At 38.4% G+C, this 23,732-nt stretch carries 19 protein-coding genes; 15 read left to right on the top strand and 4 right to left on the bottom strand.

Going from position 1 to position 23,732, the window contains the following annotated elements:
• Window positions 1-25: 25 nt before the first annotated feature.
• The 3 genes from AC07VK_RS11550 (at window position 26) to obgE (ending at window position 2,614) form a co-directional block, all read left to right on the top strand.
• Entirely contained in the window at window positions 26-289 is a 264-nt protein-coding gene (locus tag AC07VK_RS11550; protein WP_492960728.1) for a DUF3471 domain-containing protein, read from the top strand.
• 598 nt (window positions 290-887) lie between these two features.
• The gene (locus tag AC07VK_RS11555) at window positions 888-1,463 is read left to right on the top strand and encodes an adenylate kinase (RefSeq protein ID WP_492960535.1); all 576 of its coding nucleotides are present in this window, start codon (window positions 888-890) and stop codon (window positions 1,461-1,463) included.
• A gap of 155 nt (window positions 1,464-1,618) precedes the next feature.
• Window positions 1,619-2,614 (top strand): GTPase ObgE, encoded by a 996-nt coding sequence (gene obgE / locus AC07VK_RS11560; RefSeq protein WP_029277724.1) that lies wholly within the window; start codon window positions 1,619-1,621, stop codon window positions 2,612-2,614.
• 81 nt (window positions 2,615-2,695) lie between these two features.
• On the opposite strand, the gene AC07VK_RS11565 is transcribed toward obgE, so the two are convergent.
• Both AC07VK_RS11565 and AC07VK_RS11570 read right to left on the bottom strand, forming a co-directional pair.
• A complete protein-coding gene (locus AC07VK_RS11565; RefSeq protein WP_492960537.1) occupies window positions 2,696-3,442 on the bottom strand; it encodes a YdcF family protein in 747 nt (248 codons plus the stop codon).
• A gap of 103 nt (window positions 3,443-3,545) precedes the next feature.
• Window positions 3,546-3,911 carry a YtxH domain-containing protein gene (locus tag AC07VK_RS11570; RefSeq protein WP_426325679.1) on the bottom strand — a complete coding sequence of 122 codons (366 nt, stop codon included), beginning with the start codon at window positions 3,909-3,911 and terminating at the stop codon, window positions 3,546-3,548.
• Window positions 3,912-4,024: 113 nt separating this feature from the next.
• Between AC07VK_RS11570 and AC07VK_RS11575 the strand changes: the two genes are divergently transcribed.
• From AC07VK_RS11575 to AC07VK_RS11590, 4 genes are all read left to right on the top strand, one after another.
• A complete protein-coding gene (locus AC07VK_RS11575) occupies window positions 4,025-4,405 on the top strand; it encodes an OsmC family protein (protein WP_492954815.1) in 381 nt (126 codons plus the stop codon).
• 91 nt (window positions 4,406-4,496) lie between these two features.
• Window positions 4,497-5,750 (top strand): DUF2130 domain-containing protein, encoded by a 1,254-nt coding sequence (locus tag AC07VK_RS11580; protein ID WP_492954816.1) that lies wholly within the window; start codon window positions 4,497-4,499, stop codon window positions 5,748-5,750.
• Window positions 5,751-5,911: 161 nt separating this feature from the next.
• Window positions 5,912-8,056 carry a glycoside hydrolase family 97 protein gene (locus AC07VK_RS11585; RefSeq protein WP_492960539.1) on the top strand — a complete coding sequence of 715 codons (2,145 nt, stop codon included), beginning with the start codon at window positions 5,912-5,914 and terminating at the stop codon, window positions 8,054-8,056.
• Window positions 8,057-8,572: 516 nt separating this feature from the next.
• The gene (locus AC07VK_RS11590) at window positions 8,573-9,049 is read left to right on the top strand and encodes an acyl-CoA thioesterase (protein WP_116251707.1); all 477 of its coding nucleotides are present in this window, start codon (window positions 8,573-8,575) and stop codon (window positions 9,047-9,049) included.
• Window positions 9,050-9,145: 96 nt separating this feature from the next.
• Here the strand turns inward: AC07VK_RS11590 and AC07VK_RS11595 are convergent, their stop codons facing one another.
• Together AC07VK_RS11595 and AC07VK_RS11600 are read right to left on the bottom strand one after the other, a co-directional pair.
• Window positions 9,146-10,897: a HAMP domain-containing sensor histidine kinase gene (locus tag AC07VK_RS11595; RefSeq protein ID WP_492960541.1), complete on the bottom strand. Its 1,752-nt coding sequence runs from the start codon at window positions 10,895-10,897 to the stop codon at window positions 9,146-9,148.
• 975 nt (window positions 10,898-11,872) lie between these two features.
• Window positions 11,873-12,394, bottom strand: coding sequence for an NADPH-dependent FMN reductase (locus AC07VK_RS11600; RefSeq protein ID WP_492960543.1), 522 nt, complete (start codon window positions 12,392-12,394; stop codon window positions 11,873-11,875).
• Between the two features lie 180 nt (window positions 12,395-12,574).
• On the opposite strand from AC07VK_RS11600, the gene AC07VK_RS11605 reads away from it, so the two are divergent.
• The 8 genes from AC07VK_RS11605 (at window position 12,575) to AC07VK_RS11640 (ending at window position 23,721) form a co-directional block, all read left to right on the top strand.
• On the top strand, window positions 12,575-13,378 hold the full coding sequence (locus AC07VK_RS11605; protein ID WP_492960545.1) for a ParA family protein: 804 nt from the start codon (window positions 12,575-12,577) through the stop codon (window positions 13,376-13,378).
• Between the two features lie 7 nt (window positions 13,379-13,385).
• The gene (locus AC07VK_RS11610; RefSeq protein WP_492960547.1) at window positions 13,386-14,294 is read left to right on the top strand and encodes a ParB/RepB/Spo0J family partition protein; all 909 of its coding nucleotides are present in this window, start codon (window positions 13,386-13,388) and stop codon (window positions 14,292-14,294) included.
• A complete protein-coding gene (locus tag AC07VK_RS11615) occupies window positions 14,294-15,037 on the top strand; it encodes a DUF5683 domain-containing protein (RefSeq protein ID WP_492954821.1) in 744 nt (247 codons plus the stop codon). Before AC07VK_RS11610 ends, AC07VK_RS11615 begins: the two co-directional genes overlap by 1 nt.
• Window positions 15,038-15,289: 252 nt before the next feature.
• Window positions 15,290-16,024: a 4-hydroxy-tetrahydrodipicolinate reductase gene (dapB, locus tag AC07VK_RS11620; RefSeq protein WP_086547546.1), complete on the top strand. Its 735-nt coding sequence runs from the start codon at window positions 15,290-15,292 to the stop codon at window positions 16,022-16,024.
• 126 nt (window positions 16,025-16,150) lie between these two features.
• Window positions 16,151-17,344: a signal peptidase I gene (gene lepB / locus AC07VK_RS11625; protein ID WP_492960549.1), complete on the top strand. Its 1,194-nt coding sequence runs from the start codon at window positions 16,151-16,153 to the stop codon at window positions 17,342-17,344.
• A gap of 148 nt (window positions 17,345-17,492) precedes the next feature.
• The gene (locus AC07VK_RS11630) at window positions 17,493-18,683 is read left to right on the top strand and encodes an ROK family protein (RefSeq protein WP_492960551.1); all 1,191 of its coding nucleotides are present in this window, start codon (window positions 17,493-17,495) and stop codon (window positions 18,681-18,683) included.
• 104 nt (window positions 18,684-18,787) lie between these two features.
• Window positions 18,788-22,108: a SusC/RagA family TonB-linked outer membrane protein gene (locus tag AC07VK_RS11635; protein WP_492954825.1), complete on the top strand. Its 3,321-nt coding sequence runs from the start codon at window positions 18,788-18,790 to the stop codon at window positions 22,106-22,108.
• A gap of 29 nt (window positions 22,109-22,137) precedes the next feature.
• The gene (locus AC07VK_RS11640) at window positions 22,138-23,721 is read left to right on the top strand and encodes a SusD/RagB family nutrient-binding outer membrane lipoprotein (protein WP_492960553.1); all 1,584 of its coding nucleotides are present in this window, start codon (window positions 22,138-22,140) and stop codon (window positions 23,719-23,721) included.
• Window positions 23,722-23,732 lie beyond the last annotated feature (11 nt).

Below are 23,732 nucleotides of genomic sequence, written 5' to 3' on the forward strand. Positions count from 1 at the left end.
CCTTCCGAAGCCTAAACAGGAAATACTGGTTTCCACTAAAACTTTAACCAGTTATATCGGGAGCTATGATATATCGGGGAGTTACGCCACTTCGGTTGACCTTGTTTCGGGTAACCTTTATCTCAGTACTGCTAATGCTGTTCCGGTAAGGCTCTTTGCTGAAAGCCAGAATAGATTCTTTATTGCGGATTCAAATATGACCCTGACTTTCAATGTAGGCAAGGATGGGAAACTATTTTTAACGATTAAATCAGGTTTATCCACTAAAATTGGTGGTAGATTGGATTAAAGCACTGTATTTTGTTATCCCTTTCGCGTTTGATTGTTTTCCTTTGGATTTGGCAATTCTTTTGGGTCCGGGTTCATGTATTTCGTTGAAAGTGGTTCCTCCCCGGTTTTGGTGGTTAAGTCGGCTTGAGTATCAATTTTTTTATAAGTAATTCTAAACTTGCTCTACCGTACATTAGTTGTCCACATGCACGGCTCGAAATGATCTTTATGGCGTTCTGTGAAAATTTTAAGTGGACACCCATCCGTGGGACAATGAAAAATGTCAGTTCAGTAATGCAGTAAATGCTTAAGTTTTTGGTCAGATTTAATAAAAATGTATAAGGATTGTTTGGTCAGCCCCCCTTAATATTTGAAGAAAATTCTGTTAAATACAAAAATGGCACAAGATTCTTCTTGGAAGAAGATAAATGCCATTAAAATAGCCCATTTTTAAATAAATCATCAATTTTAAATGGCATCTAAATTAATAATTATATATTTGCAGCCTTGAAAGTAAGCAATGTCTAATCCTATTAATCAGTGATTTGAATATTACTTTTAACGAAGCCATAGGAATAAGGCTTTTTTAATTTTTGAAGACAACCTAAACAACTTGAATGCTTAATTTAGTTCTCTTTGGCCCTCCAGGGGCGGGTAAAGGCACCCAATCTGAAAAGCTGATTGCAAAATATCAGTTGGTACATGTTTCAACAGGCGATCTTTTTAGAGCACACGTTAAAGGAGAAACAGAATTAGGAAAAAAAGTAAGTCAATTGTTAGCTGATGGAGAATTGGTTCCAGATGCCATTACAATTGCCATGCTTGAAGAAGAGGTAGATAAAAATCCTGATGCTAAAGGATTTGTGTTTGATGGATTTCCACGTACCGTTCCACAAGCAATTGAGCTTGATTTATTTTTAGCGCGTAAAGGCAGTAAAATTGCTGGCGTAATTGCTTTAGATGTTGATCAGGAGGAGCTAACAAAACGTATTGCCGAACGTCATAAAACCAGCGGTCGCCCCGATGATGATGCTGAAAAATTGAAAAAGCGGATTTCAGAATACTTTGATAAAACCATCCACGTATTGCCTTATTATGAAGAGCAAGGAAAGTTGAACAAGGTAAACGGAATTGGTGAAATAGAAACCGTATATAATGATCTTTGCGCTGTAATTGATCAGTATAAGGTATAAAGTTCAAGTAGTGGATATAAAAGAAAAGGTTTAATTAATTCCTGATCCAATATTCAAAAACATAAAAAGAGTTATAATGTTAAAACGTTATAACTCTTTAATTTTAAAGGAATTGTTGTTTCGACGTTCCAGTATTAACATTTCAATATTAAAATATGTCACAGGGTTCGAATTTCGTAGATTATGTAAAAATTTGTTGCCGTTCTGGTAAGGGCGGGGCAGGTTCGGCACATTTGCATCGTGATATTTTAACCTCAATGGGCGGGCCCGATGGTGGTGATGGCGGTCGTGGCGGCCACATTATCGTTAAAGGTAGCATCCATATCTGGACATTATTACACCTTAAATACCGTAAGCACATTATTGCTGAAGATGGTGGCGCAGGCGGTAGTTCTCATAAATTCGGTAAACAAGGGAAAGATGAGATTTTGGAGGTTCCGCTTGGTACCATAGCAAAAGATGCTGAAACAGGAGAAATTCTTTTCGAAATTACCAAAGATGGCGAAACCAAAATATTAACAGCCGGCGGCCGTGGCGGTTTGGGTAATGCACACTTTAAAAACTCTGTTCAGCAAACACCTCGTTTTGCACAACCAGGCGAGCAGGGACAAGAGGTTTGGAACATTTTAGAATTAAAAGTTTTGGCCGATGTTGGTCTGGTTGGTTTCCCAAATGCAGGAAAATCTACATTACTTTCAGTAGTTTCAGCTGCTAAGCCAGAAATTGCCGATTATCCTTTTACTACCATTGTTCCTAACCTGGGTATTGTGAGTTACAGGGGCGGAAAATCTTTTGTAATGGCCGATATTCCAGGAATTATCGAAGGTGCATCGAAAGGTAAAGGTTTAGGCTATCGCTTCTTACGCCATATTGAGCGAAATTCCGTATTGTTATTCATGGTCCCGGCCGATACAAGTCGTTCAATTAAAGAAGAATACGAAATCCTTAAAAGCGAACTTGAATCTTACAATCCTGAATTGATGCAGAAACCGCATGTTTTAGCCATTACCAAATCGGATATGTTAGATGAAGAACTGATGGAAGAAATGAAACAGGATCTGCCAAATATTCCATCTATATTTATTTCCTCAGTAGCTGAAAAAAATATTTTAGAACTGAAAGATATGCTTTGGAAAGCGATTGAAGGATAGGAAGTTCATCAGTTCATTAGCCGGTTGTTTATTGGTGCGAATTTCAACCAATGAACCAATGACTAATGAACAATTAGATAGTTAAGCCCTTATCCGATCTACAGCCAAACCAATCCATTCTTTAAATAACATTTCCCATGTTCCTAATGCGCTGGCATCTGGAATAATGAAATCACTTAAGTCGAATTCAGTATCTCCAGAAAAATTGGTTGGGTAATATTCAATTTTTTGTTTAGCCTGTTTATCAAAAATCAGTTTTGCCCTTGGAATGTGCCAGGCACTGGTAATGACCAAAACTTTAGCTTTAGGGGTACTTTTCGCAATGAGTGCCAGGCTGTACCTAGCATTTTCGACAGTATTTCTGCTTTGGTTTTCAATCAGAATTGCAGAATCAGGAATACCGATCAGCTTTAAGTACTTAATGGCTAAATCAGCCTCTTTTATTTCTCGGTCTACTAAATTTGCGCTCCCGCTACTAAGCAATATCTGCTTAATCTGTCCTTTTTTATAAAGTGCAATTGCCTGGAACAATCTATCTCCTGCCCAATTAAAAGCAATTTCATTATTTCGTTTATTTAAGCCAGAAAAGCCTCCTAGTACTATTCCAACATCGTATTTCCCTATTTTTGGATAGCTGGCTTCGTAACTGTTTATAACTTTGCCAACGATTAAACCGTTAGAGAAAAAGATGAAGATAACTAGGGTAAGTATTAAGAATTGTCTTTTCCTTTTAGGATGTTTTGATACAATTGCAAAAATCAAAAGTACAAAAATCCACACTATAGGCTTAATGAGGAAGAGCAAAATCTTCGAGAGGATAAAAATCATATGCAGATATTATCCTGTAAAACTAAGAAATTGTTTAAACGGTGAAAGGTTTTGGCATGTATTAATTAATGCATGCCAATAACCAATTCATGTCTTTATATTTTTATCCCTGGCCTTCCTGTACCTGACCGTTTTCATGAGCGTTTTCTAAAATTTCCTTCACATCCGATTTACGTTTCTTAGTAACAGTATGTTTAAAATGTGGCACTTCATGCTCAACAATATCTTCTTCAATGGCTTCAACACCAAAAACTTTCTCTTTTAAAAGGTTGTATTTGTCCTGAAATCCATAACGAAGATTTCGGGCCCCGCCGGCAATTTTTCCACGGGTACCTGCACCACTATCAGGAGCAAATAAGATACTAATTACTGCGCCCGCTGCTAAACCAGCCACTAAGGCTAGTGCTATTTTTGCACTGTTGTCCGATTCGTGCTTTAAGTATTTTCCGATTAACTTTCTGTATTTCATAACGTAGCATTTTTAAAAAGAACAAATGCCATCATATAATGTTTCGTAAAATCTAAACCAAATCGCAATAAAGCATAATATTTGGTAAGTTTAATATTTTAAATATCTAATAAATGGTAAAAGCAACAATAAACAGGGAACACTATGCGTGTTCGGTAACCAATGGTTCTCATGATATTATAGTAGACGAACCTTTAGACTTAGGTGGAACACATAAAGGTTTTGCCCCTAAGGGATTATTAATGGCCTCTTTGGCATCGTGTGTAGCCATTACCTTAAGGATGTATGCCGATAGAAAGGAGTGGCCTATCGATAAAATTGAGGTGGAAGTAAATATTGATACCGAAAACGGAGAAACCATATTTTTTGAAGAAATTGTATGTACTGGGATACTTACTGAAGAACAAAAAATCAGGTTGGAAGAAATTGCCGCAAAATGCCCGGTAAGTAAAATTTTAGCGTCCGGTCACGAAATCAGATCGAAGGTACTTTAATGGTAACGGTGCAAAACTCGTTTATACATTGACAAAAAGCTTTAATATCTTTGTCAAAACCCAAGCGTTCGCTGTGGTAAAAAAATAATTTATGCCTACCGAAATAAAATGCCCCAATTGTGCCCATGTTTTTCCGATGGAAGAAGCCATGGCCGAAGATTATAAGAAAGAGTTACGTGAGAAAGCGGCTGCTTATGCAAGGCAGAAAGATGATGAATATCAACGTAAACTGCAGGTTTTTGAATCAGAAAAACAACAGCAATTGAAAGCTTTTGATGCCAAACTTGCAGAAGAGAAAAGCAAGCTTAAGGATGATTTGGAGGAAAATCTGCGTAAAAGCATTTCGGCTGATTTTGAAACCAAACTGCAAATGTTGGAGGGCAACGCGAAAGATAATGCAGAAAAATTAAAGCTGGCCCGCGAAAAGGAACTTGAGTTTTTACGCCGCGAGGAAAGCCTTAAGGTAAAGGAAGAAGAAATGGAACTTGCCTTTCAACGTAAAATGCAAGAACAGCGTAACGAGCTGGTAGAACAGATCCGTAAGCAGGAGGCAGAAAAAAATAGTATTAAAGATACCGAACACCAATTGCGTTTAAAAGAATTAGAAAAACAGCTCGACGACCAGAAAAAATTGGCCGAAGAAATGAAACGTAAGGCTGAGCAGGGCAGTATGCAATTGCAGGGCGAAGTGCAGGAACTGATTTTGGAAGAATTACTCCGTACCAATTATCCTTTTGATTTAATTGAAGAAGTTGGCAAAGGAGTGCGTGGTGCAGATTGTGTACAGGTGGTACGCAACCAATTTGGACAAGAATGCGGTAAAATTATTTACGAAAGCAAGCGTACCAAAGATTTTGGTGGCGACTGGATCGAAAAACTGAAGAAAGATATGCGCAGTATGGGAATTGATGTAGCGGTAATCGTAAGTCAATGTTACCCAAAAGGCATGGATTGTTTCGGGCAGCGCGATGGGGTTTGGATCTGCTCTTTCGAAGAAGTAAATGCTGTAGCATACGTGTTGCGCGAAGGAATATTGCGCTTGGCAGGTGCAGTAAAATCGCAGGAAAACCGCGGAGAAAAAATGCACATGCTTTACGATTATTTAATGGGCGCAGAGTTTTCAGAGCAATGGAAAGCCATTAGAGAAGGTTTTATGAGCATGAAACTGTCCATACAACGCGAGCGTGATGCGATGGAACGCTTATGGAAAGCACGCGAAAAGCAGTTAGAAAAAGTATTGTTAAATGCGACCCATATCAGGGGTTCGATAGAAGGTATTGCCGGTAGCGATAGTGTGCAGCTGAGCTTAACCGATGAGGATGATGATACGTTGCTTTTAGAGTAACTTGCAGTACGTCATCCTGTCCCGATTTTTATAACGTATAGTCGTCCTGAACTTGTTTCAGGATCTATTTGAATGGACTGACGGTGCTCATTGCCATGTGTGGAGTGGAAACCGCCAGTTCTAATGTATATAAATAGTAACAACAAAAAATAAATGATAACATGAATAAGAAACCTAACCAATCCTTTAACCGCTCTGGAATCCTTACTTTACTATGCACGTTGCTATTTTTCGGGAATGTTTTCGGGAACGTTCCCGAAAAAGATTTAAAGTCGCCGGATGGCAACCTGTTGGCCAGCTTTGCTTTGGCTGAAGGGGGGGTACCTACCTATAGCTTAAAGTACAAAGGAAAAGACGTTATTAAAACCAGCAAGTTGGGGCTTGAACTTAAAGATGGTAAATCGTTCCTGAATGGTTTCACTATTACTGATACCAAAACGCGCACTTTTAACGAAACCTGGAAACCGGTTTGGGGCGAGGTTAAAGAAATTGTAAATCATTATAACGAATTGGCGGTAACGCTAACCCAAAAAGAAAGCAACCGTTATATTATTGTACGTTTCCGCCTTTTTAATGATGGTTTAGGCTTTAGATACGAATTTCCAGAGCAAAAAAACTTAGATTACTTCGTAATTAAAGAAGAGAAAACCCAGTTTGCCTTAGCAGGCGATCATAAAGCATTTTGGCTTCCGGGTGATTATGATACACAGGAATACAGTACGGTAACCTCAAACTTATCAGAAGTACGCGGTAAAATGAAGGCTGCGGTTACACCAAATGCTTCACAAACTACTTTTTCGCCAACGGGCTTACAAACACCTTTGATGATGAAGAGTAAAGATGGTTTATACATCAATATCCATGAAGCGGCACTGATCAACTACTCTTTAATGTCGTTAAATCTCGACGATAAAAATATGGTGTTAGAATCGTGGCTAACGCCTGATGCAGTTGGCGATAAAGGTTATATGCAAGCGCCTTGTTTATCGCCCTGGAGAACCATTATTGTAAGCGATAAAGCAGGTGACATTTTAACCTCAAAGCTAACCTATAACTTAAATGAACCAACAAAATTTAAAGATGTATCGTGGATAAAACCAACCAAGTATGTAGGTGTTTGGTGGGAAATGATTACAGGTAAAAGTACCTGGGCCTATAATGATTTAACCAGTGTGCAATTAGGGATAACCGATTATGCCAAAACAAAACCTAACGGAAAACATGCTGCAAATACGGCACATGTAAAAGAATACATCGATTTTGCTGCTAAAAACGGATTGGACGCTGTTTTAGTTGAAGGCTGGAACGAAGGCTGGGAAGATTGGTTCGGTAAAACAAAAGATTATGTGTTTGATTTTGTAACGCCCTATCCCGATTTCGATGTAAAAGAACTGCACCGTTACGCTGCAAGCAAAGGCATTAAAATGATTATGCACCATGAAACTTCTTCGTCGGTACGTAATTATGAGCGCCATTTAGATACCGCTTATAAATTTATGAAAGCCAATGGTTACGATGCCGTTAAAAGCGGTTATGTAGGCAACATGATCCCAAGGGGAGAGCATCATTATGGCCAATGGTTAAATAACCATTACCTGTATGCCATCCAAAAAGCAGCTGATTATAAAATTATGGTGAATGCACATGAAGCTGTTCGGCCAACAGGCCTGGCGCGTACTTATCCGAACTTAATTGGAAACGAATCGGCAAGGGGAACAGAATACGAAGCTTTTGGGGGCAATAATGCCGATCATACTACAATTTTGCCATTTACACGTTTAATTGGTGGTCCGATGGATTATACGCCAGGTATTTTTGAAACTAAAGTAAGTGTTTATAACCCCGAAAATACTTCTTTTGTGCACAGTACTTTAGCCCGCCAGCTGGCACTTTATGTTACCATGTATAGTCCTTTGCAAATGGCTGCCGATTTACCTGAAACGTATAATAAGTATATGGATGCTTTTCAGTTTATTAAAGATGTGGCAGTAGATTGGGACGATACCAAAGTTCTAGAAGCAGAGCCAGGCGATTATATCACTTTTGCGCGTAAGGCAAAAGGTAAAAACAACTGGTTTGTTGGCCGTACCAATGATGAAGTGGCGCGGACATCTAAGATCGATTTCAGCTTTTTAGATCCCGGGAAAAAATATACTGCAACCATTTATGCCGATGCAAAAGATGCCCATTACGAAACCAATCCTAAAGCCTATACTATCCGTAAAATGGAGGTAACCAGTAAAACTAAATTAACGCAGTATTGCGCACCGGGTGGAGGGTATGCGATAAGTATTATGGCGAAATAAATTAAGTTGGTGGTGCCAATTGTTACCAACTGACACTGCTTCTAGCCGTAGCGCCCCGCTGCGGCTTTTTTATTGTTTTTTGCCACGGATGTACACGGATAAACACGGAGTAAGAATTTATTTCAGTATCTATCATGCTGATCAGATCCTGAGATGAACTCAGGATGACGACCGCTGGGAGAATTCTTGTTTGTGGTGTCAGTTGTTGCCAACTGACAGTAAGCTAAATCCATCAGCCAGATGGTAACATCTGACTGCACCGGAATTCCAATTTTATACTGAACTTGCTTCAATATTTATCATGTAATTTAGATCCTGAAATGAACTCAGGATGACGGCCGCTGGGAGAATTCTTGTTTGTGGTGTCAGTTGTTACCAGCTGACACTTGATCAGGTGCCATTATTATTGTATCGAGTCGCCTTAACAGATCATAACAGCTGACTGCAGGAAAATAGCTTATTTTATAATATCTTAGCAAACACATTAAAACCAAGCAATTTTTAACAAATATTACCATGCCCAGAACCAAAAACCATATCGAACTTCAATTTTTAAGCGAACCCTCTGACGTTAATTATGGCGGTAAGGTACATGGTGGAATGATGATGAAATGGATTGATCAGGCTGCTTTTGCCTGTGCTTTACAATGGAGCCAAACTTATTGTGTAACGGTTTATGTTGGTGGTATCCGCTTTTTTCATCCTGTTCATATCGGCCACTTGGTTAAAATGGAAGCGCGTATTATTTATACAGGCAAAACCAGTATGCATATTGCCGTTGATGCTTTTTCTAAACCCGTAGGGCAGACCGATTTTGTTAAAAATACACACTGTATTATTGTTTTTGTGGCCGTTGACGACGATGGACAACCGAAGGCAATTCCAGCTTTTAAGCCCAAAACCGAAAAAGAAATTGCCATGCATGGTTACGCCATTAAATTAATGGAATTGCGTAAAAGCATCGATAAGGAAATGGAGCCGTATATCGTATAGCGCTGGGCGAGTATTGCTGTAGTTGTCTATCTTCCAAATTTCTCTGTGTCCTCTGCGTAAAACTTTGTGCTCTTTGCGGTTAAAAGGAAATAGAACCTACTCCACAACAGGCAAGTTGAAACAAAACTTGCTGCCTTCGCCAATAGCGCTTACTACCCATATTTTTCCATTTTCGGCTTCAATAAAATCTTTCGAAATGGCAAGGCCCAATCCTGATCCCGATTTATTCTGACCATCGGTTGGTACCTGGAAATACCTGTCGAATAATCTTTTCTGGTATTTTTCGTCAATCCCTTTTCCAAAATCGCGCACAGAGAACTCGATAAAATTATCTTTTTGGAAAACATCGATAATTACTTTTGATTTTTCCGAACTGTACCGCAATGCATTAGATAAAAAGTTAACCAGTACCCATGCTGTTTTTTGGATATCGGCATTCACATTAGGTAAATTCTGGTCGCAGTTTAGCACCAATTGAATTGATTTTTGTTCAGCCTGAAATTTAACGGCATCAACGGCATAACTTACAATTTCTTCAGGTTTGGTTATGGCAAAAGTGAGTTTTAAATTGCCGGTTTCTACTTGCGAAAGATCTAAAAGCTCGCTGGTGATTTTTAGCAGCCTGTCGCTATCCTCTTTGATGTGGTTGAGCAGCTCATGCTGTTCTTCGTTCATGGCACCCACACGCTCATCGTTTAGCAATTTCAGGCTCATTTTGATAGATGATAGCGGTGTTTTTAACTCGTGCGAAACCGTAGCGATAAAATTTGTTTTGGCTTCATCGAGCTCTTTAAACTGCGTAATATTTTTTAAGGTGTAAACGCTTCCGGCAGATTTAGAAGAGGCAATTAAAGTGTTTTCGTCTTGCTCTTCATAATTTGGGATGATGATTTCGCGGTTTTCCAACAGGAAATAAGATTCTTTATCATCAGCATAAATTTTTAAAGTATTATCATCGGTTTCGGGTTTAATGATCCGTTTAAGCAACTCGTTTTTTTGCATCAGTTCGGCCACGTTTTGACCAATAACCTTATCTTCATCTAGGCTCATCAGTTTTGCAGCTAAATGATTTAGAAAGAGTACTTCTCCCTTTTCATTTAAGCCGATTATGGCATCCTGCATTTGTGCTATAATGGCTTCGATACGCGATTTTTCGGATTTAATTTTAGATAAGTTGCTGTTTTCCCATTCGTTTAGTTTAACCACCATCCCGTTAAAGGAATCTGCCAGTTCTGTAAACTCATCCTCGTTTTCGAAATGCAGGCGCTGTTTATAGTTTTTACGACTGATCTGTTTAATCGCTGAACTAAATTCGGCGAGCGGGTTGGCCACAAAACCAGGGAAGTTTACAATGAATGTAAAAAGGATAATAAAACTCAGGGTAGCGGCAATCATGATGTAGAGGTTTGCCCTTGATGAGGTTTCATTAGCCAGTTCATTTTTATCGTAAATGGCTTTCATATTTACCTGTTCGATATTTTGCAGCGCAACGCGTAAATTTTTGATGCTATTTTCTTTATTGGCTGATGATGGTGAGTTGTTCAGCATGCTAAAAGCCGCTTCTAATTTCTGGAAAGCCACTTTCTCGCCAGGTTCGGTAATGTTTAACCCTTCGTTTTTCAAATTTTTAATAAATACAGCCAGTTGAGTACTGCTTAATGGAAATTGGTTCTGATCGATTACATTGCGCATAGCGGCCACATACTTTAGCGATTTGTAGTTGTCTTTAAGGATTACCTTCGATTTATCGGAAAGCTCGTTTAAGAAAAAGAGCGCGATTAACCCGAAGGATAAAACAATTATAAAGAGAAACCCGAATCCGAGGCGGAGCTTGGTTTTTATTTTCATCTGTTTATGTTTTTTTTAATGGGTGATGAAGCTATCATGATTTGCTTATTTTATTGTGTGATATTTGAAAATCATTGATGGTTTCATGACTTTTTTAGTTTAACCGCAAAGGGAGGAGAGGTTTTTGCTATTAACGCAAAGCAATTTCTCTCTTTTTTGTGGTAAAAATAGGTTATAATTAAATCTGTTTCCTGATCAACTAAATTATATAATAAAGGTTAAATAAATAGCATCTGTTAGCCTGTAGTCAATAGCTATGCCAGTAGATTGAGGGTGTTGTTTAAGTTGTTGTTTTTTAGATTGATAGGATGTTTTTGTAGCTGTGTTAAGCAAAAAAACCTTTTCATTTTGGAAGGGTTTTTATCATTTTGAACCATTGCTTCTGAAGGTTTAGTGCGCTGTTTTTACGTTCCTAAACCTGATTGACGTGGAAAGCCCGCAGCGCTGGAGGACTTGTAACAGATATGAGCAGGAGTGACGCTCATATGAAATACAGGTATTGCTTTTCCAAACAAAAAATGAGCTTTTGTTTTTTGGAAAGCAGATTTGGCAGCATTTAGGTTAATGCATTCCCGCTGTCCGCTTTACTGCGTGCCGCTTCCATCGGGTTTAGGTGGCACGGTCTGTACTAAGATTCGGGGCTGCAAGATTATGAAAGAAATCTTTTATAATAATGGACTATTTTTTCTGGAAGTTTAAACCATTGTTTTTTGTTCCCTAAACCTGATTGACGTGGAAAGCCCGCAGCGCAGCGAGGACTTGGAATGAAAAGCAGGAGTGACGCTCATATGAAATGCAGGCTTTGCTTTTCAAAAAAAAGAATAGATTTTTTGTTTTTTTCGGAAAGCAGTTTACGGAGCGTTTTGGATCATGTATTCCCGCTGTCCGCTTTACTGCGTGCCGCTTCCATCGGGTTTAGGTGGCGCGGTCTGTACTAAGATTTGGGGTTGCAGGCTGCAGAAAAATGAATGAAGACTAGAATTTAATAAACTTCTCGATCTGCTCATTGGTAAATTTAACTGTATCTGGCTGGCTTAGGTTACCCGCTGCATCTAACTCGGTTTTAATATTCGGAATGTGCAAACGTAAGGGTAAAATATGCAGATGAATATAATGGCAAACGCCCGTGAAATGATCAACCCCGCGGATGTTACCATATTTACCAGAAGAAATTCCGACCAAAGCAGCTTTTTTATCATAAAAGCTATCGGGGAAATTACAGGCATCTATTAACACTTTTAATACGCCTGGGTAGCTTCCATTGTACTCTGGCATGATAAATAAAAACTTTTCGGTGTCGTTGATCATGTTCTGGATTTCCTGAAAAGCTTCTGATCTTTTGCCGTACATATCCGTGTTCAGAACATCTGCAGGCAGGTGCTCCAGGCTGAACAAACTGGCATCAGCTCCTTTTTCTTTTAGTTGCCTTTGGTAATATTTAGCAACTTTTAGCGTATTGCTATTGGGCCTGTTAGTTGCAGCTATAATTGTGATCATGGATAATTGTTAATAAGATGTGTAAAACCCAAACATGCTTCTTGCTAAAATTGCCATATAGTTTGTATCTTAGCTGATTGTGAAAAAGGCCGTAAACAACGCAAAAATAGAACTTTTTGCCAATTAAAACGCATAAATAACACAGCCCAAATAAACGTTAAGTAAATTTCGGATACATAGATGAGCAAAATTATTGCATTAGCAAATCAAAAAGGTGGTGTTGGTAAAACAACTTCATCTATAAACCTGGCTGCGAGTTTGGCCGTACTAGAATACAAAACTTTACTGGTTGATGCTGATCCTCAGGCAAATTCGACTTCAGGTATCGGTTTCGACCCCCGGAATATTAAAGATAGTATTTATGAGTGTATCATCAATGATATTGATCCTTTACAGGCCATCCAAAAAACGGATACACCAAATTTAGATTTACTGCCTGCGCACATCGATCTCGTTGGTGCAGAAATCGAGATGATTAACCTGAATAACCGCGAGTACAAAATGAAAGCGGTTTTGGAGAAAATCAAAGATCAGTATGATTTTATTATCATCGATTGTTCACCATCTTTAGGTTTAATCACCATTAATGCTTTAACAGCGGCCGATTCGGTTATTATTCCCGTTCAGTGTGAGTATTTCGCGCTTGAAGGTTTGGGTAAATTATTAAATACCATCAAAATTGTTCAGAACCGTTTAAACCCTGATCTGGAAATTGAAGGTATTTTACTAACCATGTACGATGTGCGTTTACGTTTATCAAACCAGGTAGTAGAAGAGGTAAAAACACATTTCCACGAACTGGTTTTCGATACCATTATTCAGCGTAATACGCGTTTAAGTGAGGCGCCTAGTTATGGCGTTTCGGTAATTATGCACGATGCGAATTGCAAAGGCGCCATTAATTACCTAAACCTTGCCCGCGAAATTGTAAAGAAAAACGGCCTTATAAAGGAAGAAGAAAACATAGGAACAGCAACTTTATAAATTATAGATGACATCTTTTCAGCGAAAAACAGGTTTAGGAAGAGGGTTAAGTGCGCTTTTAGATGATAGCGAATCTTCTCATCCGCCGAAACAGCAGGTAAATGCTGTGAGCGAAACCGAGCAGATTGGCAATATCAGTCACGTAAGTTTAACTGAAGTTGAAACCAATCCATACCAGCCCCGTACCGAATTTGACCAGGTAGCTTTAAACGAGCTTGCCGATTCGATCAAGGTACAAGGTTTAATACAGCCTATTACGGTTAGGAAAATTGGAGCCAATAAATATCAGCTCATTTCGGGTGAGCGTAGGTTCAGGGCTTCTAAACTGGCTGGTTTAACACAGATTCCTGCTTACATCCGTAGTGCCAACGACCAACAGATGTTGGAAATGGCCTTAATCGAAAATATTCAGCGCGAAAATTTAAATGCCATTGAAGTAGCATTGAGTTTCCAGCGGATGATTGATGAGGTAGGTTTAAAACAGGAACAATTAGGCGAGCGTGTAGGGAAAAACCGTACCACGGTAACCAATTACCTGCGTTTGTTAAAACTTCCGCCAGCCATTCAGGCTTCCATCCGCGATCAGAAAATTAGCATGGGGCATGCAAGAGCCTTAATTAATGTTGATGGTGTAGACAAACAATTGTTTATCCACCAGGAAATTTTAGAAAAAGGATTATCGGTACGCAAGGTAGAAGAGCTTGTACGTAATCTGCAGCATGTACCTTTAAAAGGCAGTGAAAAATCGAAAGAAAAAGCTGTTTCTTTTCAATATCAAAAATTACAGGACGATCTGGCCTCTAAATTTGCTACCCGCGTAAAGTTAAAAGTAAGTCAGAACGGTAAAGGGGCTATAGAAATTCCTTTTATGAGTGATGACGACTTAAACCGAATTTTAGAGTTATTAGACTGGTAATGCAAAAGACTAAGCTTTTAATACTGGTTGCTGCATTTACATTTTTTCTTGTAAACTTAGCCTCGGCGCAGGTTAAGGATACGGTATTAAAACCTGCTGATACTTCGAAAATTAAATTATCTAAATCGTTAGATACGGCGGCTAAAAAACCGATGACCAGAAAGGATTCGATGAAAGCCAAATATGTTAACCCGGGTAAGGTTGCCGGTAGAAAAGCTGTTTTCAGATCGATGATTATACCAGGGTGGGGGCAATTGTATAATATGCAATTGCTAAACGATGGTTATGGTACAAGAGCAGGAAAAAGTCAGTTTTTTCAAAAGCTGTATACCGGCGGCAAAATTGCGGCTATTTATGGTGGGATAACCGTGCTAACCATGTCGTACATCGAAAGTAGCAAACAATATAATCTTTACTTGACAGAACTGCAGTATCGCAACGATCACAATGATAAACCAAATCCGGATGGCCCATTTGTAAACGCAGACAAGGTAACTACAAGGTATTCTACACAAGGAATAACAACCGGTAAAGATACCTATAGAAGAAATAAACAGATTGTATTGTTCTCATACGGTTTGGTTTATTTTGCTAATATAGTTGATGCCTATGTTGCAGCCCGTTTGCATTTCTTCAATATTGATGATAACCTTTCTTTTAAGGTAATGCCATCTATAATTAATACCAATTCAATGTATGGTTTCAATGCAACGCCTGCATTAAAAGTATCACTGACATTTTAACACCGAAAACCACCATGATACTCAATATTAGGAGAAACATTTTAAATGGTGATGAGCGGCCAATTAACTGCGAAGGTTAAGCACAAAAATTAGAATAGAAACTGAAAAAATATAAACAGATGAAACCATCATGATTTTTCAAACCACGCCTGGGATGAATAAACGGCTCAAGCCTTCTTGAGCACCGTTAAAAACAACTACCTTGGTGAAAAATCTGATCGCTTCAGCACATTAAAACTAAACTATAAACAGATGAAACTTGCGCTTTTAGGGTACGGTAAAATGGGGCAGATTATCGAGAAATTTGCAGTAGAACGTGGCCATGAAATTGTTTTAAAAATAACGATCGATAACCAGGAAGATTTAACCAGACAAAATTTAAAATCGGCTGATGTAGCCATCGATTTTAGTACGCCTGATTCGGTTCTAAAAAATATTGATGCCTGCTTTGATGCCAATGTGCCTATCGTTGTAGGTACAACAGGCTGGTATGGCAAACTTCAGGAAGTGAAAGACGATTGCAACAACAGTAACAATACGCTGCTTTATGGGTCTAACTTTAGCATTGGCGTAAATTTATTCTTTAAGCTTAACCAAACTTTGGCCAAGCTGATGAATAACTACCCTGCCTATGAGGTTCAGGTTGAGGAAATACATCATACACAGAAACTGGATGCACCAAGTGGTACAGCCATTACCCTTGCAGAGGGGATTGTAGATAACCTGGACAGAAAACAGGAGTGGTTGAATGAAGTGGTAGGAACTGATGTTGAATTGTTTCCGAAAGCAGAGCAATTGCTGATAGAATCGCATAGGATAGAAAATATCCCGGGCACGCATACTGTAATTTACAGTAGTGAGGTGGATGAAATCGAAATTAAACATACGGCTCATAATAGAGCTGGTTTTGCTTTAGGTGCGGTTGTGGCGGCAGAATGGTTAAAAGATAAAAAAGGATTTTTCAGTATTACTGATATTTTTGAATAAAGTCCAAAGCTGAAAGACCAAAGCACAATATAATTTGTGAAATCACGCAATCAGTGAAATCACGCCAAAAGAAGTACAGATAACAGGTAGCCGATTAAATAAATCGCGAAACCAAAAAAAAGATATATGAATTATAAATTCTGGCAACGAAAAAAAGATGCCCCAAAGAAGAAAAAAACTAAAACCCGTGAGTGGGTTGATGCAATTGTTTTTGCTGTAGTAGCAGCAACCATCATCCGTGTATTTTTTATCGAGGCTTACACCATTCCGTCTGGTTCGATGGAAAGATCTTTGCTTATTGGCGATTTCCTTTTTGTAAGCAAAGTTAATTACGGTGCACGTATCCCGATGACTCCGGTTGCTTTTCCTTTCGCACATCATACTATGCCATTAACCACTTCTACCAAAGCTTATTGGGACGGTGTACAATGGAAATATCACCGTTTACCAGGTTTATCAAAAATTAAGAGAAACGATGTTGTGGTATTCAACTTTCCCGAAGGAGACACTGTTGCAGTAGAAAACCAGGCAGAAAGTTATTATGCATTAGAACGCAGCATGGGCCGGCAGCAGGTGAGAAGCACGTTTACGATAATAGACCGCCCTGTAGATAAACGGGAGAACTTTATTAAAAGATGTATTGGTATTCCGGGCGACGTAATTTCGATGAGCAATGGTATTGCAAATGTAAACGGCAAAAATGAGCCTTTAAAAAACACGGGGATGATGCCATATCGCATCGAGTTTAAAACCATGGATTTTAATTATGCGGCGCTTGATGAGTTTAACTTAAATTTGGGTGGAACACCAGCTATTGCAGATAAGACCTACGTTGTAGATGCATCGCCAGAAATTGCCGATAAATTAAAAGCATTTGATTTTGTAAAATCAGTTACCTTAAGTCCTGATCCTGCCGGAGCTGTTCCAGGAGGTGTTTTTCCGAATGATCCCAACAGGGTTTGGAACAGGGATAACTTCGGGCCGATTAAAATCCCTTCAAAAGGATGGACGGTTAAAATCGATAGCAATACCATGCCGCTGTATTACAGGGCTATTAGAACTTACGAAGGAAACAAAGTAGAGCAAAAAGCTGGTGTTTGGTATATTAATGATAAAATAGCTACTACTTATACTTTTAAAATGGACTACTATTGGATGATGGGTGATAACCGACACAATTCGGCTGATTCGCGCTATTGGGGGTTTGTGCCCGAAGACCATATTGTAGGCAAAGCTTTATTTGTTTGGATGAGCTGGGATAGTACGGCATCTTTATTGCATAAAATAAGATGGAGCAGGTTGTTTATGGGGATTCATTAATAAAATATAATTCTTTAAAAAGGGCGGATAATCGAAGATTATTCGCCCTTTTTATTTATAGCCAATTGATAATTAACTTTTAAAAAAAATTAAAAAGTATTATGATGTTTTAAAAATATTTTTTAAGTTTGATCTGTAATCAAATATCATGTCTGTAATTGTAGAGAAAAATCAGCGTCTAAGGGCTGGTATTATTAAGCATTTATACTATAAGAAATCGCTATCACTTACAGATTTGAGTAAGCTGACGCAAAAGAGTTTGCCTTTGGTTACCACTGTGGTTAATAATTTGATAGCTGAAGGCTATATCATAGAAGAGGGTTTTGCACCATCAACAGGCGGCAGAAGGGCTGCAATGTTCTTGATCAATCCAAATTTGAAAAAATACATTGTAGCCATCGCCATGGATCAGCTAACATCCAGGTTAACCATTTACGACCTTTCAAGAAGAATGGTTACGCCAATTCGAACCTTGGAATTTGAATTGGCATCAAATGAAAGCAACATAGGCGATCTTGTAAATTTCATCAACACCAGTATCGATCAATCTGAAATCAACAGAACAGATATTTTAGGAGTTGGTATTGGTATGCCAGGTTTTGTTAATGCCGATGAAGGAATTAACCACTCTTTTCTTAAAGTTAAAGAAGGAACAACCTTACAAAATTATCTTTCTTCTGAAATCAATTTACCTGTGTATATAGATAATGATTCTAGTCTGATTGCGCTGGCCGAATTAAATTTCGGAGAAGCTGTTAATTTAAAAGATGTAATGGTGGTTAATATTGGCTGGGGAACAGGTTTGGGAATAATTGTAAACGGCAAATTATACCGCGGCAGTAGTGGCAGTGCCGGTGAGTTTAGTCACATTCCGCTTTCAGACAGCGACAATTTGTGTTCTTGCGGCAGAAGAGGCTGTTTAGAGGTTGATACTTCCTTATTGGTAATGGCTAAGCGGGCAGAAGAAGCAATAGCCGGAGGTGCTGAATCGAGCATGAAAAAACTGTTTAAAGATAAAAGTAAACACCCTGCAGATCATTTCTTGCATGCTGTAAGCCAGCAAGACCCTGTGGCCATATCAGTATTAGCTAAAGCTATTTTTCAATTGGGCAAAGGAGTAGCCACATTAATCCATCTTTTAAACCCTCAGTGTATTGTTTTAAGTGGAAGAGGGGCTAAGGCAGGTAAAATGCTTTTGCCGCCAATCCAACAAGCTATCCATGAGTTTTGTATTCCGCGAATAGCAGAACAAACCGAAATAAAGCTCTCTACCCTAACGGATGAAGCTGAATTATTGGCCGCTGGGAGTTTAACAGTAGAATATAATCAATTTGACTAAAGAGATTCTTAAACATAAAACCAATGTATATGCAAAAATAAAAATCAACTTACCAAGTCTCGCACTACCTTAACTAATCTTAAACTAAACTAAACTAAGAAATTATGAAAAAAACGTACTTAAGGTGCTTAAGTATGCTGTTGTTATGTTTATTTACAATAACAACTTATGCACAGAAGAATATTACCGGTACGGTAAAAGACGCTTCAGGGGCTCTTCCTGGCGTAAGCGTTTCTGTTAAAGGAACATCCAGAGCAACACAGACCGATGCATCTGGTAAATTTTCAATAAATGTACAACCTAATGATGTACTGGTATTTACTGCTGTAGGTTTCCGTAGAAATGAAGTAACAATTGGTGAACAAAGTACACTAAACATAACATTAATTGAAGATGCAAATGCATTAAGTGAAGTTGTTGTAACGGCACTAGGTGTTAAAAGAGAAGCCAAATCTTTGGGATATGCGGTAAGCACCATTTCTTCAAAGGAGATTACACAAGCGGGTGCTACGAACTTTGCGGGTGCCATGTATGGAAAAGCTCCTGGTGTTCGTATTTCATCGGCAACGGGCGGCGCCACAAGTGGGGTTAATATTAACATTCGTGGTGTAAATTCAATAACCAATAAAACTCAACCTCTTATCGTATTGGATGGAGTTCCGATTCGTGACGGAGAGTACAATAACAATGATTATTGGGGAGATCAACGTATGCGTGGTAATGGTTTGTTAGATATTAACAATGAGGATATCGAAACTATATCTATTCTTAAGGGTGCTTCTGCAGCAGCTTTATACGGATCAGAAGCTGTTAATGGTGTTGTTTTAATCACCACTAAAAGTGGTAAAGGTGGTAAAGGATTTAGTGTAGATTTCAATGCAAATTATTCTCAGGATAAGGTGGCTTATTTGCCAAGATATCAAAACGTTAGAGGGCCAGGTACTCAACCATGGTTAACAACAGTAGTTACGGCTGCTGATGGTTTTGTTTATCAAGATTTAGATAAAAATGGAACTGCAGAAACCAGAGGCGTTGGTGCTTTTACATTAAACTTTGGCCCTGTTTTCGATGGTAAGCCAACGCTAACTTGGGATGGGCAGATTAGACCTTACGAGGCTCAGACAGATAATTTTTCTAAATTTTTTCAGACAGCAAATAATTCGAATGTTAATGTGGCTATTTCTCACGCTACAGATAATTCAAATATTCGCTTCTCATTAACCCGTCAGGATAATGAAGGTGTAAGTTACGGTGCAAAAAATGAGAAGAACATCGCTAATTTAAATAGTACCATTAAATTAGGCAACAAAGTAACAACTGATGTGGTGGTAAATTACATCAATCAGTATACACATAATCGTCCATTTATGATTGATAGGATGATCAATAACTTTACGGGTATGATTAGCCGTTTTGATAATCCAGATTGGTACTATGCTAAATATAAAACCAGTTTGGGCTATAAATATGTAACGGATCAAAATCAGAGTTTGACCCCCGGCGAGAATATTATTTATCCGGGCTTCAAAGCTGATGTTGCCGATTATATCTGGAATGTTAGAGAAAATACCGAGAATGAATATAGTGATCGTATAATTGGTAGCTTAACTAATACCTGGTCTATTATTGATGATTTAAAACTTAGAGTTAGAGCTTCTGCTGATGTAACTTCTCAAAAAAGAGAGAATATGAACCCGAATGAAAGACCTCTTGAATTCGGAAACTCAGGATCCTTTGCATTCACGAATTACCAAGGTAAAATTATGTATGGAGATGCGTTATTAACCTACTCTAAAAAATTAACTAAGGATTTGAATATGTCGGTTTTAGGAGGTTATACGGCGACGCGAGAAACTTATACATCTTTACAACGAGAAACTACTACTGGTTTAAGTGTTAGAAATTGGTATGATCTAAATGCTTCTGTAGATAGAGCTGGATTTAATCAAGGCTTAAATTATAGACAAAGATTAGTTAAAGATGCACTTTTGGGAACCATGAATTTCAACTTCAGAGATTATTTCTTTGTAGAAGGTACGGTTCGTCGCGATAGAACATCAACAATGAATCCGAACAAGAATAGTTTTGTTTATCCATCAGTAAACTCAGGATTTGTGTTTTCTGAAGCATTTAAATTACCAGAGGCAGTTAGCTATGGTAAGTTAAGAGCATCATGGGGAATTGTGGGTAATTACCCAGGCATTTATGTAGCCAACGTGGCTTATAACCAACAATCCCTTGGTGCGCAGGGTGGTGCAAGTGTTTTGTACACTACTATTCCAGGATCATACGGAAATGAATTTATCGAACCAGAGCGTAAAAATGAGTATGAACTAGGTTTGGAAATGAGGTTTCTAAAGGGGCGTGTAGGATTTGATGTTTCCTATTATAATGGCCAAATTAAAAATCAAATTTTACCACTTACCTTACCATCAACTTCAGGTGCCACTTCAATTTTGGCTAACGTAGGTACCCTAAGAAACCAAGGTATCGAAGTAGCGTTAACAGGTTCGCCAATAAAAAGTTCAACTTTTAACTGGAATACCATCATTAACTTTTCTAGCAACAAGAACGTTGTTGAAGCGTTGGCTAACGGAGCTACTGAGTTGTTACATGCAGACTATGATGGTAATGCAGCACAGTTAAAATCTTTTGTCGGTCAGCCAATGGGAGATATTATGGTACACCCGGTTGCAAAAAATGCAGCTGGTCAAATGATTGTTAATGATAATGGATTGTATAAGCTTGATGAAGTAAATATGATCAAAGCAGGTAATGCAATGCCCAAAATGGTAGGTGGTTTCATTAATAACTTTAGCTATAAGAACTTCTCATTAGATGTTGTAATGGATTTTCGCTTTGGCGGACACGTAATGCCAACCGGTATTAACTGGATGATTAGCCGTGGTTTGCTTGAGGAAAGTTTAAATTACATGGACGCGGCTAGTGGTGGTTTAAGCTACTATCGTGATGCAAGTGGAAAGGGAATCCAAACAAGTGCCAGTACAGGCCCTAATGGTGAACGGGTATATCATGATGGTATGCTTATGGATGGTGCTACAGCTGATGGTAAAACCAATACAAATGTAATATCTCAAGCTTATTATTATACTCAAACTTACAATTGGGGAGGTCCGCAATACAGCTATTCAAGATATGAATTGTATGTTAAGAAGAACAACTACATCAAAATGCGGGAAATCAACTTAGGATTTAAACTTCCGGTTAGGTTTGCTAAAACAATTGGTGCTAAAAATGTACAGATATCGGCATTCGGGCGTAACCTGTTTTTTGTATACAGAACTATCAAAGATCTGGATCCGGAACAAATGACATCAGGATCAAGATGGACACAGACCATTAACAACGCCGGATCAAATCCTGCAACCAGAACCTATGGTTTAATGCTTAGAGCTGGATTTTAACTTATTGTTAATTGCTAAATAAAACTAAAATGAAAAAGACATTATCATTTATAACTACGGCAGCAATTGCAATGACATTTGCTAGCTCGTGTAAAAAATCAAGCTTCGAGGAAGCTTACAGGGATCCAAGTAAAGTAGTTACCTCATCAGTTGATAAGCAGTTTGCAGGCATGATTTATGCAAATAGGGAATACGTTGTGCCTTCGTATTGGAACTATTTTGTAATTCAAAGAACAACAGTTCATGTTTACAATCAGGTTACTGGTTTTACTAATGCCATTGGTCAATATGTTCCAGGTGCAGCCAGTATTACAGATAGGTGGAATAACTATTATAATTTTCTTGCGCAGTATAAGGAATTTATGAAAATCTACAATGCGAGCACACCTGCAGAACAGGCGATTAACAGAATTTATATGTTGGCAGCAACTATTTACTTCTACGATCATTCGCAAAAAGTGGTTGATTTACATGGTGATATTCCTTGGGCTGAAGCAGGAATGCTGAGTTCAAACGGAGGAGATTACAGTGCATCATATGCTAAATATCAAAACGCTGATGATATTTATACCACTATGCTCGACAATTTAAAGGCCTATTCTGATGAGTTATCAACACTTACAGTTGCAGCAAGTATTTCTGATAAATTTAAAGCGCAGGATTTAATCAATAAAGGAGATGTTACTTTATGGAAGAAATATTGTAACTCCCTTCGATTGCGTATGTTGACACGTGTTTCCGGAACTACTAAATTCAGTACAAGGGCAACGCAAGAGATTGCAGCAATCATTGCCAATCCTGCAAAATATCCCTTGGTTCTAACCAATACTGATAATATTGCACTTAAAGTTTATGATCTGGGCACTGATATAAATGCTAAAGGTTTCAGAACTGGTTTGGAGGATTGGAATGGAAATATTGCCGGTAAAAAAATGATTGATATGATGAACACCACTGCAGATCCGAGATTGAGGGCAATGTTTGAGCCTGGTGCAAGTGCTGCTGGTGTTTATGTGGGTTTAGATCCTTTGGCAAATGCAACAACGCAGACAGCTGATATCGCAGCAGGTAAATTAGCCATTTACAATAGATCTACATTAAGTCGAAACGAGTTCTTCCCTGGCTTGTTAATCACATCAGCTGAAGTGAATTATCTTTTGGCAGAATATTATTTGAAAGCTGGTAACGATGGAGCTGCAAAAACTGCTTATGAGACAGGTGTAAAGGAATCTGTTAACTATTATTATTGGCTAAGAACTTTTAGTAAAGATAACACAGCCGGTACATTAACACCAACTTCGGATGCAGAGATTAACCTTTATATTGCTAAACCTACCGTAATTTGGCTTGGAACAAACGCAGCTAAATTGAATTTAATAGCAACACAGAAATGGATTCATTACAGTGTGGTAGAACCAATTGAAGGTTGGGCTGAATTGCGCCGCTTAGATTTACCGGCTTTAAGCTTTTCACCTGATAATTCTAGTCCGCAAACAGCTCCACCTGTTAGATGGATTTATCCCTCAAGTGAAATTTCTTATAACACCGCTAACTATCAGGCTGTGGCCTCAAAAGATAAATTAACGACCAAATTGTTTTGGGATATTAATTAAATTATAGCAAG

This window comes from Pedobacter sp. GW821-FHT01D05, from assembly GCF_059422505.1.